This window comes from Photobacterium ganghwense (genome assembly GCF_003025595.1).
Taxonomy (GTDB): domain Bacteria; phylum Pseudomonadota; class Gammaproteobacteria; order Enterobacterales; family Vibrionaceae; genus Photobacterium; species Photobacterium ganghwense.
This window is the reverse complement of the sequence record NZ_PYMI01000007.1, coordinates 97,562-112,098: the sequence shown is the minus strand read 5'-3', so window position 1 is coordinate 112,098 and position 14,537 is coordinate 97,562. Positions and strand designations below refer to the sequence as shown.

Below are 14,537 nucleotides of genomic sequence, written 5' to 3'. Positions count from 1 at the left end.
TGCTCTATGAGCAGGCTTTCAAATAAGTGGTCGGTGAAGAGGGATTCGAACCCCCGACCCTCTGGTCCCAAACCAGATGCGCTACCAAACTGCGCTATTCACCGACATGTCGCAGCACGTCATAAAACCTGCCACTTAAAAAGTGGTCGGTGAAGAGGCCAATTCAAGGTATTGGAAAACCCCCGACCCTCTGGTCCGCTATTCCTAAAATCAGGATGCGTCACCAAACTGCGCTATTCACCGACATTGTCGCGGCACGTCATAAAACCTGCCACTTGAAAAGTGGTCGGTGAAGAGGGATTCGAACCCCCGACCCTCTGGTCCCAAACCAGATGCGCTACCAAACTGCGCTATTCACCGACATTGTCGCGGCACGTTATAAAACCTACCACTTAAAAGTGGTCGGTGAAGAGGGATTCGAACCCCCGACCCTCTGGTCCCAAACCAGATGCGCTACCAAACTGCGCTATTCACCGACATTGTCGCGGCACGTCGTAAACCTGCCACTTGAAAAGTGGTCGATGAAAAGGCCAATTCAAGGTCTTGGGAAACCCCCGACCCGCTGGTCCGCTATTCCTAAAATCAGGATGCGTCACCAAACTGCGCTATTCACCGACATTGTCGCGGCACGTCATAAACCTGCCACTTGAAAAGTGGTCGGTGAAGAGGGATTCGAACCCCCGACCCTCTGGTCCCAAACCAGATGCGCTACCAAACTGCGCTATTCACCGACATTGTCGCGGCACGTCATAAAACCTGCCACTTGAAAAGTGGTCGGTGAAGAGGGATTCGAACCCCCGACCCTCTGGTCCCAAACCAGATGCGCTACCAAACTGCGCTATTCACCGACATTGTCGCGGCACGTCATAAACCTGCCACTTAAAAAGTGGTCGGTGAAGAAGCCAATTCAAGGTCTTGGAAAACCCCCGACCCTCTGGTCCGCTATTCCTAAAATCAGGATGCGTCACCAAACTGCGCTATTCACCGACATAGTAAAAAGCCTTGTAAACTCTTTACTTGCCAACAGCTCTTGTGCTGCTGAGGTGGCTTATATTACTCAGGCCAAGAAATTACGCAAGAGGGAAACCGTAAATTTTATCCGTTTCCCTGTTTAATTGCTTATTGATTTAGCAATTGCGCCGAAAAAGTGATCAGACACGCAGAGGCAGCTACAAGAGTGAAACATGTAAAACACCATTGATCCAGATCATCATAACAACCCTGTTGCATTAGTATCTTACAACCACTATCCCACGACCAAAAAGGAATGACTATGGATTTCTGGTTAGAGCTTTTATTTGGTAATGCAGTCGGTCTTTCATCAATGATTGTCATTTTCGGCGCCTTGGGATTAATGTTGTTTTACGGCGGTTACTTTGTTTACAAAGTCTTGACTGCACCATCTCCTCACTAGAGCCATTTGCAAAGTCTTTTGCTTGCGCCAGGGTCAGACGGTCGGTGATGACCCTGGATTTCTTTTCCCCGCTATACCCGCCGCTCGAAATTGGTATACTCAGGCCATGAGTCTCCAATCTTGAAACACCATGTCAGAGAATAATGAATTTGATCTCTTTCGGGAGATGATGGCCGACGTTGCCCCGCTGGCGCAGGACAAAGTTCAGGTCACACAAAAGCACCAGGTATCGGAGGCCCAACTCGCCCGACGACTGGCCGCGCAAACCCTATCCGATAGTGACCCTGAATACCTTTCCCTAGATTATGCCAAAATGCTCAAACCTGATGATATGGTCGAGTTTAAGCGTTCCGGCGTTCAGGACGGCGTTTTTCGTAAACTTCGTTTAGGAAAGTACGATCTTCAGGCGCGTCTGGATTTACACCGGAAATCGTTGAAAGAAGCCCGCGAGGAAGTATTGAATTTCCTGCGTCAGTGCCAGCGGATGGACATTCGCACAGTCATCATTGTTCATGGCAAAGGGGAAAAGTCGAATCCACCGGCCATGATGAAGAGCTTTGTTGCCACCTGGCTCGAACAAATCACGGATGTGATGTGTTTTCACTCAGCGCTCCGCCAGCATGGCGGCAATGGTGCCTTATACGTGATGCTGAAAAAAAGCCCGGAGCGTAAGCTGGAAAACCGCGAGCGACATAGCAAGCGCCAAGGTTAATCCGTATTTCTTGTGCATATTGCGAAAAACAAAAGGAGCCTGTGGCTCCTTTTTTAATACATTGGGTATTCCCCGGGTTGTTTCTCAGGCCTGAACAACCACCCGCATAGCCAGCAGAATCAATACAACCCCTGACAGACGGTCAATGAGCTGCGCTTTCATGCGAAGTTTATCCAGCACCCGAGGGTTAGACAGCACAAATGCAATCAGGGTGTACCACAATCCGTCCACCAGCAGTGGTGTGGCCACTATTATCGCCCGGCTGGACAATTCTGTCCCGATGGCCACAAACTGGCTGAACAGAGCCAAGAAAAACAGAGCCAGCTTCGGATTCAGCAGAGAAATCATGGCTCCATCGCGCGCCGCTACCAGCAAACTGCTCGGCTCACCGGCAGCCAGCTTCGCCGCCACGCCACCTTTTGAACGCAGTGCGTTAAAACCGAGATACGCAAGATACGCGGCTCCCGCATATGTCATCACCTGAAACAGGGTCGGTGATTGCTTCAGTACCACAGCCAAACCCAACAAGGTCAACAACGCATAGATGCCGACACCTGCAGCGTGTGCCCAAGATGTTACCACGCCGTGTAAGCGGCCGCCTGCCAGACTGTGCTGAGCCACCACAGCCAGACTCGGGCCCGGGGACATGGCACCAAGCATGCAAATCATTAATAGTGAAAGCCAGATACTGAATGTCATAAGATTCTCCTTGTATTGCCAAAAATGTAGCAACGCCAAGGTATTCTGTGAAATCAAAAGAAATCATTAAGGTTATGATTTCAAATCATAGTGCTGTTTTGCTCACTGTCTCCGGCTACCCTGGCCAGGTATCCAGGTGAAAAACCGGCTTGAAAAAACAGACTTAACCCTTGTGGATGACTGAATGCTTGCGTTAATACACGCGAGGCTGAATGGAATACATCGAGCTTTGCATCACTGCCATTACCTGCTCACGGAACCAGCGATGCGCTGGGTCGGCGTCATAGCGAGGATGCCATAACAGCCAGTACCGATGCTCGGGGGTGGTTAATGGTAACGGGCAGTAGGTAATATCAAATAAGGCCTGCATATTCATGGCAATGTGCTCAGGCAGCACCAGCAACATATCTGTCCGACTGACGGTCTGAAAAGCGGAACTGAAGAAAGGAACGGAAAATTTGACGGTACGCTGCAAACCCAGCGCGGACAGTTCCCGCTCGACAAAGCTGTCCTTGTCACCTCCGGCTGAGACACGCATGTGCGGATAACGCACAAGGTCATCGAGTGTCAGCCGAGGAGCCAACGCTAGCGGATGGCCTCTGCGCAGCACACACACCGGAAAATCGGCACCGATCTGGGCCCCGCACAATCCGTCTGGTATGGCAGGTAACATCGTCGAAACCAAATGAATATCAAGTTCTCCCAGCCGGGAGATCTGTTCCGGAGACCAAAGCCGGTAGCTGAGGTTCAGCCGTGGTGCCTGACGCTGAACCCGCTCAACAATATCCGGCAGAATATACTGAGCAACATAGTCGGAAGATGCCATGATCATCGGCCCTTGCCACTGCTCAGGATCAAAACTCGGAGCCGCCAGCAATGCCTCACAACCTTCCAGAATCGCATCCACCTGCAGCTTAAGCTGCAATCCTCTCGGCGTGGGTAACAGCCGGTTCCCTTCACGAATTAACAGCGGATCAGCAAACAGCTCACGCAGTTGGTTAAGTTGGCGGCTGACCGCTGACTGAGTCAGGCACAGCCGCTCAGCGCTGCGACTGACATGGCACTCTTCCATCAGGACCTGCAGCGTACGCAACAAATTCAGGTTGATCTGGCTTAGCAATGGCTGGCTCTCCGTTTTTACTGGCCGTGTTTGCTCTTCAGCTGATCAATCTTTGCCCAAGGGGGCAAATTGGCCGCCGGTCAGGCTCAGCAGATCCGTCGGTGCGAGCTCAATTTCCAGTCCGCGACGTCCGGCACTGACACAAATAGAGTCAAATGCCTGGGCTGATGCATCAAGAAACGTCGGTAAGCGTTTCTTTTGGCCCAACGGGCTGATCCCACCTACAATGTAACCAGTTGTTTTTTCTGCTATCTGTGGATTTGCCATTTCGACTTTTTTACAGCCCGCCGCTTTTGCTGCCGCTTTCAGATCCAGCATCCCGGATACCGGCACAATCGCGACCGCCAGTTTTTTCTGATCGCCATTCAGGGCAAACAGCAACGTTTTGAAGACACGATCAGGATCCTGCCCCAAGACCTCGGCAGCTTCGAGCCCGAAATTGGTATTCGCCGGATCATGATCGTACTGATGAATGGTGTGAGGAATTTTATTCTTCTTGGCCAGATTAATTGCTGGGGTCATAAACTTTTAGCTCCGTCACAAAAGCCCCACTATAGCCCAACCGGAGCACAGACAAAACTGCCGCCCATAAAAAAGCCCCAGCTATCGCCGGGGCTTCGGATGATTCAGGCAAACTTACAGGTAAACCACTTCACCTTTTGGCGCGAACGAATTCACGTCGATTGGGCTGTGGTTTTCCAGGAACTCTTTCAGAACTTCGGCATCCACAAAACCAGTGTTCACATAGCCCGGATGATCGGCCAGTTTCGGATAACCATCACCGCCAGCAGCGTTAAAGCTTGGAACCGTAAAGCGGTAGGTTTGCTTCATGTCCAGCGGCTTGCCACCAATCGACACTTTGCTCACATTACCATTCTGTACCGTCATAGAGATACCGTAGAATTGTGCGTAAGCACCAGAGTCTACCGGCTTGGTTGCGACGGCATTCAGGTAGTCCATCACTTCTGCACCGCTCATATCGGTATAAGTCACGATATTGCCAAACGGCTGCACTTTCAGCACATCTTTGTAAGTGATATCACCAGAAGCAATAGAGTCACGCACGCCGCCGGAGTTCATCACGGCAAAGTCGGCTTTGGCACGCTGCATATGCGATGCCGCAATCAGGCGACCCAGGTTCGTCTGCTCAAAACGCACCACATTACGGTCACCTTCCAGCTTACCGTTTGACTGAGCGATCTTCACATTCAGTTTTTCCTGACCACGCTCCTGATAAGGTTGCAGGAAGGCTTTCACTGATGGGTCATGCGCGATTTCATTTTGAATGAACACACGGTTTGAGCTGCCGTCAGCCAACTGCACTTTCTTTTTCAGGTTAACCGGGATCAGATCGTAGCTCACCATCTGCAATTCGCCGTTGCGGAATTCAAAATCTGCACGACCTACATATTTACCCCACTCGTGCGCCTGCACAATCCAGGTACCGTTCTGCTGATCCGGCTTACAGACGTCGCCAGGCTTGAACTGCTTGTTGTACATGTTCGAGCCTTCCATGCACACGGGTTCCTGAGAGTGACCGCCGACGATCATGTCCAGTTCGCCTTCAGGCAGAAAGCGCGCCAGTGCCACATCCCCCGGTGCATTGACGCCCCGGTTACCGTTTTCGTAGTGGCCCATGTGCGTCGCAGCAATAATCACATCCGGGTTTTCCGTCTTTTTCAGCTCTGCAATCAGCTTTTGGGCTTCTTCTTTCGGATCGCGGAAATCGATGCCGCCAATGTATTCTGGGTTACCGATCTTCGCCGTATCTTCGGTCGTTAAGCCAATAACCGCAATTTTGATGCCCTGCCGCTCAAAAATCTGGTATGGCTGGAACATACGCTTGCCGGTTGTTTTGTCATAAATGTTGGCAGACAGCATTGGGAACTCAGCCCACTCTTCCTGCTGACGCAGCACATTAATCGGGTTATCAAACTCGTGGTTCCCCAGCGCCATTGCGTCATAGCCCAGCATATTCATGCCTTTAAAATCCGGCTCGGCATTTTGCAGATCTGACTCCGGCACCCCGGTGTTGATATCACCACCGGACAGCAGCAAGCTTGTTCCGCCCTCAGCGGCCACGTCAGCACGTAGCTGATCCAGCAGCGTCTTACGCGCCGCCATGCCGTACTCACCGTTTTGGTTGTGCCAGAAACGGCCATGGTGGTCATTGGTATGAAGGATGGTCAGCTTGTATGTCTGGTCGGCCTGCCAACCCTGCGCTGTATCAGTCTGGCCGGCACAGCCTGCCAGCGTGGCAAGAATCACAGCAGACAATGCTGTCTTGGCAAAGAAATGTTGCTTCATGAGGGCATCCCTTATCCTAATTGTGTTCTGGTTTATCACCGCACTTGTGGCGCTACCTCCCCTTTCCGGTGGTTCTGGACGCTCTGGCGCCAGTCACGCAGACAAACGAAAGCACAGGCATCAAAAAAGCCTGCAAAATGAGGAGAAACAGGGAGATAACGAGCGTCAGTTTAAAATAATTAATGAATCTTGTTGTATAGATTTCATCAATATGTTGACCAGATCACTATACCACTCATTCCATTTTGAAATATTGAGAGAGCAAGCATAAAAAAGCCTCCACGACGGGAGGCTTGAGTCATTTCTGTCTTTTTCTGCGTACTTACGCTATCGCATGAAGGCCTGTAGCAATCACTTATGCAACAGCCAGGTTGCGTGACTGGTGGCGAAGGAATACCGCCACAACAGCCGCCAGAGCCAGGAAGAAACAGTAGTAAGAGTGACTGACCACTTCCAGCGGTGACAAACCAAACACCGAGCCCAGCAACAGAGCCTGTGCACCATATGGCAGGATACCCTGCACCACACAAGAGAAGATATCCAGCAGGCTGGCCGAACGACGGGCCGTCACACCATTTTCTTCCGCCAGTTCACGCGCAACACCGCCAGACACAATGATGGCAACGGTGTTATTGGCCGTACACACATTGGTCATACTGACCAGACCGGCAATCCCCAGCTCACTGGCACGCAGGTTTTCCCCCTGAGTATGCTGCTTACTGAACACCCGGATAATCTTGCTGACCAGCTGAGTCAGGAAAGCAAGGCCTCCTTGCTGGCGCATCAGTTCACCCATACCGCCAATCATCATCGACAGCAGGAAAATTTCCTGCATATTACCAAAGCCGCTGTAGATATCCTGACCGAACGTGGCCAGTTGGTACTCAGGCAGTGAAACCAGACCGATACCGCCCGCCAGCACAATGCCCAGGCTCAGCACCACAAACACATTCACGCCGGACACAGCCAGCACCAGAATCGTGACGTAAGGCAACACCTTCAGCCATTCCACTTCCGAGGTTGCCGGTAACTCACTTGGGGTGCTGCTCAGCAGGAACAGAACGATCGCCGCCAACGCCGCAGGCAGGGCAATACGGATATTCTCACGGAACTTGTCTTTCATCTGACAGCCCTGAGAGCGAGTCGCCGCAATCGTGGTATCTGAAATGATCGACAGGTTGTCACCGAACATGGCGCCGCTGAGTACCACACCCGCGGTCAGGGCAATATCCATTCCCGACGCCTGCGCAATCCCCAGCGCAACCGGAGCCACCGCTGCAATGGTGCCCATGGACGTTCCCATCGCTGTCGCGATGAAAGCAGAAATCACAAAAATGCCCGGCAGAATCAGGCTGGCCGGCAGCATAGAAAGTCCGAGGTTAACCGTCGCATCCACCCCACCCGTTGCTTTCGCGACTGCCGCAAAGGCACCGGCAAGCAGGTAGATCATACACATTGCCATAATATCGCCATGGCCTACCCCACGCAGGAATTGTTCAATCGCTTTATTGAGATTTTCCTTACTCAGCAGGATCGCAACGACGATAGCTGGTAACGCGGCTACTGGAGCCGGTAACTGGTAAAAGGCAAAGTCCACACCTTGCAGAGTCAAATAAGTCCCCACACCAATAAATAGCGCAAGGAATATTCCCAGAGGGAGTAGCGGCAGTGCCGAGGGCGTCGGCTCCGTCGAAGTATGTTGTGTTGTATTTGGCATGATGACTACAGGACATCTTTTCTAAAAATTTTGCCTAGCCTAAGGCTTCACTCTGGCAGTGTCAACTTCTAGACGTCTAAACATCCAGAAAAAGACTGTTGTGCAGAATATCACGGCAAGATTGTATTCACGCCGCGCAATACCTCCTGTTTCATAGTAATGAGAGATAGCTGATGGGTAAGGTGAAACTTTTCACCGTCGCTCGCATTTATTTTTTGTGAGCCCTTCAACCGTTTTAACAACGGCACTTAATACCCAAAGAAGGTGGTCGCTATTAAATCATGCAGTGCGTTCAAATCACGGCCATGACACACGAAAAATGGTCAACTTATTGACACCAAAAGACAACATCGCCAATAAAAAGTCATTCTTTTTCACGGTTTTATAAAATTTTTTAATACATGTCACTTTTTCGTGCAACATGTAATAAACCGCTATAAAATCCGCCACGCATCACTCATCCTGACCCGTTGAGAACATTAAAAATGTCACTATCCTTAAAACAAAAGCTCATTGGAGCCAGTCTGTCAGCTGTCGTTGTTATGGCAACAGCACTGACCTGGCTCGCCGCAGACCAACTTTTTGAACAAACCCGAAACGGAATTTATTCCCGCGCCGACAGTCTGGCCAGTGCCGCCCGTGACGGCATTGCTAACTGGGTTAATATCCGCCGTGATATTGCCAGCGCATTTAATGATTACAGTGAAGAAGCTGACGTCGTCCCTTACCTGCAACAGGCCCGCAAAGCCGGTGGGTTTGACGACATCTTCTTTGGTACCCCTGCTGGTGCCATGTACCGTTCACATCCGGAACGTAACCGCGCAGATTATGACCCTCGCACCCGTCCCTGGTACCGTGATGCTCAAGCGGCTGGCAAGCAGCTCATCACCACCGCATACCGCGATGCCATCACCAACGCCCTGCTGGTTACCATTGCAGAACCTGTAATGAAGCGAGGTTCAATGGTCGGTGTGGTCGGCGCAGACGTTCTGATTGATCAACTGATCAACGACGTGATCAACCTGGATGTGGGCACCAACGCCTACGCAATGCTGATCAATCAGCAGGACAACACGTTTCTTGCCCATCCGAATGAATCTCTGATCCTACAGCCAATCAACCGCTTCACGAATCAGTTGACCATGGAGTCGATCAAAGCGGCCACCCGCAGCGGCGAAATCCAGTCAGCCATCATTGATGGTAAAGAGAAGCTATTCTACTTCAGCCAAGTTCCGGATACTGACTGGATTCTGGGCCTGGAAATGGATCGTGCGACAGAAGAAGCCGCACACACGGCACTGCTGCGCCAGCTGATTATTACCTCCATCGTAATCACTCTGATTGTGGTAGGGGCAGTCGCAGCACTGGTCGGTTACCTGTTCCGGGATCTGGCCCGCGTGTCTGACGCACTGGCTGAAATTGCAACTGGCGAAGGTGACCTGACTCAGCGTCTGGAGCCACGCAGCGATGATGAAGTCGGCCAGCTGGCACATAACTTCAACCGTTTCGTCGGCAACATGCACAGCATGGTTTCGACCCTGAATGACGTTTCCAATGCCCTGACCCAGCAGGCGCATGTCACCGCCTCGCAGGCGGAAGAGCGCAGCACCCGCATCCAGCATCAGCAGGATGAGATCAATATGGTTGCCACTGCGATTAACGAAATGGCGGCGGCAACACAGGAGATTGCCGGTAATGCCGACAACACTGCTCGCACTGCGGGTGAAACTGTGCAGGTTTCTGAGCATGGTGCCGCGCAGGTCGGCCAAAGCCAACACTCTATCACCAGCCTGGCGACGGAAGTGGACACGGCGACGGGTGTGATTGGCGAACTGAACACGCACGCTCAGAGCATCAACACCATTTTGTCGACCATTCAGGACATTGCAGAGCAAACAAACCTGCTGGCACTTAATGCGGCCATTGAAGCGGCCCGTGCCGGTGAGCAGGGACGTGGTTTTGCTGTCGTTGCAGACGAAGTGCGAGTTCTGAGCCAGCGCACCCACGCCTCTACGCAGGAAATCCAGCAGATGATTGAAACCCTGCAGCAGACCACAGGGCGTGCGGTAGGCATTATGGAAGACAGTCGTCGTCTGGCAGAAACCAGTGTGGATGATGCCAATGCCGCGTCAGCCAGCCTGTCGCAAATCAACTCGGCAGTGACCAATATCAGTGACATGGCCACCCAAATCGCATCGGCGGCAGAAGAGCAGTCTTCTGTAACCGCTGAGATCACCCGTAATACCGAAGGGATCCGCGATGTGTCCAATGAACTGGCCGTGGAAGCTGACGAAGCCGCGAAACAAGCAGCCGAGCTGTCGGAGCTATCCCACCAACTGCATCAGGAAATCAGCCGCTTTAAGCTGTAACTTCTGCCGTCAGCTGACAGACAGCAGCAACGAACAACGGACAAACCGCCTTCTCGAAGGCGGTTTTTTTATCTTTTGCCGGGCAAGAAACATCCCCATGCATACCGTCAGCCTCTGTTCCTTTTACCGTATTTCGAATACCCCTGCAGAATGCATCACCTGCACTGAAGGTTTATTCCTCCGCGCCGGTTTTACCCCCGAAGCTATGGCCTATTGGGTTGTTCCTGTGTTGCGCCCTTATCATCTGCTCACTTGTAAACGGCGAAAGGCTTTACTTCAGTATTAAGAATTCAAGTAATAAAAACTCACGCGAGCCCCTCGCCTGATCTTCTCCCCGCACCGCAACCCACAGACATTCGGGGGTGCTGAGTGCTGAGTACTGAGTACTGAGTACTGAGTACTGAGTACTGAGTACTGAGTAGAAATGATAAAAAAGGCCTGCCTACCGGCAAGCCTTTTTCGTTTATCGCAGTCAGTAGCGCCAGGTTAGATCATGCTGAACAGCAGACCGGTAACCGCCAGTGCCCCCATCAGCATAATAAAGTAAGTGCTGGCATTGCCGCGGTAGCGCTTCAGTGACTCAACCTTGAATACCGCAATCATTGGCATCAGGAACAGAATCATCGCGATAACCGGGCCAGACAGCGCTTCCATCATACCCAGAATGCTCGGGTTCATGATTGATGCGCCCCAGATAGCCAGGAACATAAAGACGATGCCGACTTTGTCGATAGTCCCTGCCGACCATGACAGCTGCTTTTGCATCATGCCATTCAGGCTTTCACGTGCCCCCAGGAAGTGACCCAGGAAAGAAGAGGTGATCGCGATAAAGGCAATGATTGGACCCAGAGCAACAATGAACGGGCTATCGTTCACATTAGCCAGATATGACAGTACCGACACGTTTTGCATTTTCGCTTCTGTCAGTTGCTCTGGCGTCAGGCTCAGTACACATGAGAAGACAAAGAAAAGCACAAACGAAATCAGCATTACCGAGGTACGTTTCAGGATCTGCTCCGATTTAGGCTGCGCCTGATCACCGTACTGACGGCGCTGAGCGTGGGTGAAGCTCGAAATCGCGGCCGCGTGGCTAAAGGCAAACACGGTCACCGGGATAGCTAACCACAGGGTATGCGTAAACTGGCCCAAATCGACATCCATTGCCATGTGCGGCATCTGCCAGTTCGGGATCAGATACAGAGACAAGCCAGCCAGAATTGCAGCCAGCGGGTAAACGATCAGCTCGAACGAACGCAGCATCACTTTCTCACCGGCCATCATGATCGAAATCATGCCAAACACCAGTACGCCAGACAGCAGCACACGGTTAGGGCTTTCCCAGCCCATCTGGTTGACCACGAAACTGTCTACTGTGTTAGTCAGACCCACGCCGTAAATCAAAAGAATCGGGAAAATGGACAGGAAATACAGCATTGAAATCATTCGTCCTGCACTTTTACCGAAGTGCTCTTCTACCACATCGGTAAAATCTGCATCGCGACGAGATGATGAAAGTACGAAACGCGCCAAGCCACGGTGAGCCAGAAACGTCATCGGACCGGCCAGAACAGCCATAATAATCAGTGACCAGAAACCACCGATACCAATATTAATTGGCAGGAACAGAATTCCCGCTCCAACAGCCGTACCAAACAAGCTCAACATCCAGCTTGTATCGTGTTTCGTCCAACGGCTTACTTGTTGCTCAGAAATCGCTTCCTGCGTAATTTGAGATATAGACACGCAACCACCTATCCATTCAGCATATTAATCGGCTGTGAGTATGCATATCCAGTATGAAATTCTCAAAGCAACAAGCTAACACATATCACTTAAAAAACCATTAACAAATAGATTTTCATGTCGATTTAAATGAATTTCATAAGAATAAAACTCCAATAAAACCAACTATAACAGAGTTAAAGTACGAAATTTTACACTTTTTAATTTTTACAATAAATCCTGCCTAGTGCAAAGTTATCAAACAAAATGCACATTATGCTTCACATTGATCTAAATCAATGGCATAGCAGATTTCACTACAAACAGACAAAAAAATACCCCTGACGGTAACCGCAGGGGTATTTTATATGGTATAGCCACTCGACTTATTGGATGTCGATAGGCTCAAAGCTCTTGATCATGTCATCCAGCTGTTTTGCCTGAGACAGGAAGGCTTCCAACTTATCCAGAGGGAAGGCAGACGGGCCATCACAGCGCGCCTGATCAGGATTCGGGTGTGCTTCCATAAACAGACCGGCAATTCTTGTCGCCAGACCAGAAAACGCCAGATCAATAGTCTGATCACGGCGACCACCGGACGCGGCTCCCAAAGGATCGCGACATTGCAGAGCATGAGTCACGTCAAAGATGATTGGGCTGCCCTTGGATGCTTTTTTCATTACGCCAAAGCCCAGCATGTCCACAATCAGGTTATCGTATCCGTGCAGTACCCCACGCTCACACAGGATGATCTGCTCATTGCCGCACTCTGCGAATTTTTCCACGATGTTGCCAACTTGACCCGGGCTCATGAACTGAGGTTTCTTCACGTTAATTACCGCGCCGGTTTTCGCCATCGCTTCCACCAGGTCTGTCTGACGGGCCAGAAAAGCAGGCAACTGGATCACATCAACCACGTCGGCAACAGGCTGCGCCTGGTACTGCTCATGAATATCCGTGATGATTTTAACGCCGAAGGTATCCTTCAGTTCCTGGAAAATCTTCAGGCCTTCTTCCATGCCCGGACCACGGTAAGAGTGAACGGATGAACGGTTCGCTTTATCAAACGAGGCTTTGAAGACGTAAGGAATACCCAGTTTGTCCGTCACTTCAACGTACTTTTCACAGATTCGCATCGCTAAATCGCGTGATTCCAGTACGTTCATACCACCAAACAGGACAAATGGCTTGTCATTAGCGACATCAATATCGCCAACGCGAACAACTTTCTGTTCCATCATCATCTCTCTTTTTTCTCTTCGCCCACCCTGCTCAGTGCAGAGTCAACGGCTCTTTGTGGAGTTCTGCCACTTGCAGCTTCAGCAGCTCTGCTGCCGGATCTTCAGGGCATTGCTCAATAAAATATTCATAATCCATGGCCGCAGCATGACTGCATTCCAGCTGCTGATAAATATAGCCGCGATCACGGATTTCATGGGGATCACCCGGCCGGAAGGCGTCCAGCACCACATCACTGCAACGCAAGGCTTCGGTAAACAGTCCTTCACGCAGCAACGCGCTTTTCATAACGGTCAGCCAGCGGGCCAGAATATCAATGGTCTCAGCGGTATTGAAATACTCACTGCGCAGCTCGCTGAACGGGCCGCGATGCCCCTTCAGCCAGGCTCCCATCACTCGCTTGCTGAGGTATTCACCGTCAAACGGATTAATAAACTGCGGTTCCGCGTCATACCACTCAACTTTCAGGACAAACTGGGTCGGAAATCCGACGCCGCGTACCGGCAGTTCCAGCTTATCCGCCAGATACAGGAAAATCGCGCCCAGACTGACCGGGATCCCTTTCCGGCGCTCCAGCACCTTATCCAGAAAGACGTTATCGGAAGAAAAATACTGCTCGTGATCGCCTCGGAATCCCCACTCGCGGTAAAACAGGCGAATGAGTCCATCAAGGCGCAGCGAGGCATTCGGTTCATCCAGTAGTGCCTCTTCAGCCTCTTGAGCCAGCCGATCCAGTTGCACTTTTACCCAACCAGCAGGAAAGGAAGGATCCACCGCCGCCGTCACTTCAATGGCCCCTTCAACCAGAGGCATGTGTGCTAATTCTTGTTCGGTATAATGAAACATGGTTATCCCAGCAATGAAGTTTTGGTCATTGCCAATTGCGCAGCCGCCACTACCCAGCCCAACGCACCAAGGAAGGCGAATGTCTTGAATACTTTGTTACGACCTACTTTGAGGGTAAAGACACCCAAAGCAATATAGGCCAACACGCAGGTCAGTTTCTGCGTCAACCACTCGCCACCCGGGGCAAACGGCATAAAACCGGTGATAAAAATCAGGCCCACACCGGTTAACAACAGCACAGTGTCCACCACATGCGGGGTAATTTTGAGGAATTTCTTCTGGTTCAGCGGGGAGTCGGCCATCATCAGGCCGTAACGTACCACAAACAGCAGCACGCTCAGGGCAATCGCCAACATGTGAAGGTGTTTTACAGCAGTGTACATTATTCTTCT

12 protein-coding genes and 8 tRNA genes are annotated in these 14,537 nt (G+C 51.2%); 3 read left to right on the top strand and 17 right to left on the bottom strand.

Annotated features, from left to right (window positions below; translation table 11 throughout):
- Positions 1-27: 27 nt before the first annotated feature.
- The 8 genes from C9I92_RS20945 to C9I92_RS25470 all read right to left on the bottom strand — a co-directional run bounded on the left by C9I92_RS20945 (position 28) and on the right by C9I92_RS25470 (position 987).
- Positions 28-104 (bottom strand) — tRNA-Pro (locus C9I92_RS20945).
- Between the two features lie 39 nt (positions 105-143).
- Positions 144-243, bottom strand: a tRNA-OTHER gene (locus C9I92_RS25480).
- Positions 244-283: 40 nt separating this feature from the next.
- Positions 284-360: transfer RNA gene (locus C9I92_RS20940), tRNA-Pro, on the bottom strand.
- 39 nt (positions 361-399) lie between these two features.
- Positions 400-476: transfer RNA gene (locus C9I92_RS20935), tRNA-Pro, on the bottom strand.
- 39 nt (positions 477-515) lie between these two features.
- Positions 516-615: transfer RNA gene (locus tag C9I92_RS25475), tRNA-OTHER, on the bottom strand.
- A gap of 39 nt (positions 616-654) precedes the next feature.
- Positions 655-731 (bottom strand) — tRNA-Pro (locus tag C9I92_RS20930).
- Positions 732-771: 40 nt separating this feature from the next.
- Positions 772-848: transfer RNA gene (locus C9I92_RS20925), tRNA-Pro, on the bottom strand.
- Positions 849-887: 39 nt separating this feature from the next.
- Positions 888-987, bottom strand: a tRNA-OTHER gene (locus tag C9I92_RS25470).
- A 286-nt stretch (positions 988-1,273) separates the two neighbouring features.
- Between C9I92_RS25470 and C9I92_RS20920 the strand changes: the two genes are divergently transcribed.
- On the top strand, positions 1,274-1,414 hold the full coding sequence (locus tag C9I92_RS20920; protein ID WP_047887652.1) for a DUF3149 domain-containing protein: 141 nt from the start codon (positions 1,274-1,276) through the stop codon (positions 1,412-1,414).
- A 130-nt stretch (positions 1,415-1,544) separates the two neighbouring features.
- Entirely contained in the window at positions 1,545-2,126 is a 582-nt protein-coding gene (smrA, locus tag C9I92_RS20915; protein ID WP_047887651.1) for a DNA endonuclease SmrA, read from the top strand.
- Between the two features lie 84 nt (positions 2,127-2,210).
- Here smrA and C9I92_RS20910 read toward each other — a convergent pair whose 3' ends face one another.
- The 5 genes from C9I92_RS20910 to C9I92_RS20885 all read right to left on the bottom strand — a co-directional run bounded on the left by C9I92_RS20910 (position 2,211) and on the right by C9I92_RS20885 (position 7,969).
- The gene (locus C9I92_RS20910; protein WP_047887650.1) at positions 2,211-2,825 is read right to left on the bottom strand and encodes a LysE family translocator; all 615 of its coding nucleotides are present in this window, start codon (positions 2,823-2,825) and stop codon (positions 2,211-2,213) included.
- 193 nt (positions 2,826-3,018) lie between these two features.
- Positions 3,019-3,945 carry a LysR family transcriptional regulator gene (locus C9I92_RS20905; RefSeq protein ID WP_084712694.1) on the bottom strand — a complete coding sequence of 309 codons (927 nt, stop codon included), beginning with the start codon at positions 3,943-3,945 and terminating at the stop codon, positions 3,019-3,021.
- A gap of 45 nt (positions 3,946-3,990) precedes the next feature.
- Positions 3,991-4,467, bottom strand: a complete 477-nt coding sequence (gene ybaK, locus C9I92_RS20900; protein WP_047887649.1) for a Cys-tRNA(Pro) deacylase — start codon at positions 4,465-4,467, stop codon at positions 3,991-3,993.
- 114 nt (positions 4,468-4,581) lie between these two features.
- Entirely contained in the window at positions 4,582-6,252 is a 1,671-nt protein-coding gene (gene ushA / locus C9I92_RS20895; RefSeq protein WP_047887648.1) for a bifunctional UDP-sugar hydrolase/5'-nucleotidase UshA, read from the bottom strand.
- Positions 6,253-6,607: 355 nt separating this feature from the next.
- Positions 6,608-7,969, bottom strand: coding sequence for a Na+/H+ antiporter NhaC family protein (locus C9I92_RS20885; RefSeq protein WP_047887646.1), 1,362 nt, complete (start codon positions 7,967-7,969; stop codon positions 6,608-6,610).
- 485 nt (positions 7,970-8,454) lie between these two features.
- Here C9I92_RS20885 and C9I92_RS20880 point away from each other — a divergent pair, with 485 nt between their 5' ends.
- The gene (locus C9I92_RS20880; RefSeq protein ID WP_047887645.1) at positions 8,455-10,338 is read left to right on the top strand and encodes a methyl-accepting chemotaxis protein; all 1,884 of its coding nucleotides are present in this window, start codon (positions 8,455-8,457) and stop codon (positions 10,336-10,338) included.
- 486 nt (positions 10,339-10,824) lie between these two features.
- Here C9I92_RS20880 and C9I92_RS20875 read toward each other — a convergent pair whose 3' ends face one another.
- From C9I92_RS20875 to C9I92_RS20860, 4 genes are all read right to left on the bottom strand, one after another.
- Positions 10,825-12,081, bottom strand: coding sequence for an SLC5/6 family protein (locus C9I92_RS20875; RefSeq protein WP_047887644.1), 1,257 nt, complete (start codon positions 12,079-12,081; stop codon positions 10,825-10,827).
- Positions 12,082-12,446: 365 nt separating this feature from the next.
- On the bottom strand, positions 12,447-13,301 hold the full coding sequence (gene kdsA, locus C9I92_RS20870; RefSeq protein WP_207103494.1) for a 3-deoxy-8-phosphooctulonate synthase: 855 nt from the start codon (positions 13,299-13,301) through the stop codon (positions 12,447-12,449).
- 31 nt (positions 13,302-13,332) lie between these two features.
- Positions 13,333-14,145, bottom strand: a complete 813-nt coding sequence (locus C9I92_RS20865) for a SirB1 family protein (RefSeq protein ID WP_047887643.1) — start codon at positions 14,143-14,145, stop codon at positions 13,333-13,335.
- A gap of 2 nt (positions 14,146-14,147) precedes the next feature.
- Positions 14,148-14,528 (bottom strand): SirB2 family protein, encoded by a 381-nt coding sequence (locus C9I92_RS20860; protein ID WP_047887642.1) that lies wholly within the window; start codon positions 14,526-14,528, stop codon positions 14,148-14,150.
- Positions 14,529-14,537 lie beyond the last annotated feature (9 nt).

Coding starts and splice junctions, on each gene's coding strand:
- smrA (WP_047887651.1), top strand. CDS start 1,545: ATGTCAGAGAATAATGAATTTGATCTCTTTCGGGAGATGATGGCCGAC.
- C9I92_RS20885 (WP_047887646.1), bottom strand. CDS start 7,969: ATGCCAAATACAACACAACATACTTCGACGGAGCCGACGCCCTCGGCA.
- C9I92_RS20865 (WP_047887643.1), bottom strand. CDS start 14,145: ATGTTTCATTATACCGAACAAGAATTAGCACACATGCCTCTGGTTGAA.
- C9I92_RS20860 (WP_047887642.1), bottom strand. CDS start 14,528: ATGTACACTGCTGTAAAACACCTTCACATGTTGGCGATTGCCCTGAGC.
- kdsA (WP_207103494.1), bottom strand. CDS start 13,301: ATGATGGAACAGAAAGTTGTTCGCGTTGGCGATATTGATGTCGCTAAT.
- C9I92_RS20910 (WP_047887650.1), bottom strand. CDS start 2,825: ATGACATTCAGTATCTGGCTTTCACTATTAATGATTTGCATGCTTGGT.
- C9I92_RS20880 (WP_047887645.1), top strand. CDS start 8,455: ATGTCACTATCCTTAAAACAAAAGCTCATTGGAGCCAGTCTGTCAGCT.
- C9I92_RS20920 (WP_047887652.1), top strand. CDS start 1,274: ATGGATTTCTGGTTAGAGCTTTTATTTGGTAATGCAGTCGGTCTTTCA.
- ybaK (WP_047887649.1), bottom strand. CDS start 4,467: ATGACCCCAGCAATTAATCTGGCCAAGAAGAATAAAATTCCTCACACC.
- ushA (WP_047887648.1), bottom strand. CDS start 6,252: ATGAAGCAACATTTCTTTGCCAAGACAGCATTGTCTGCTGTGATTCTT.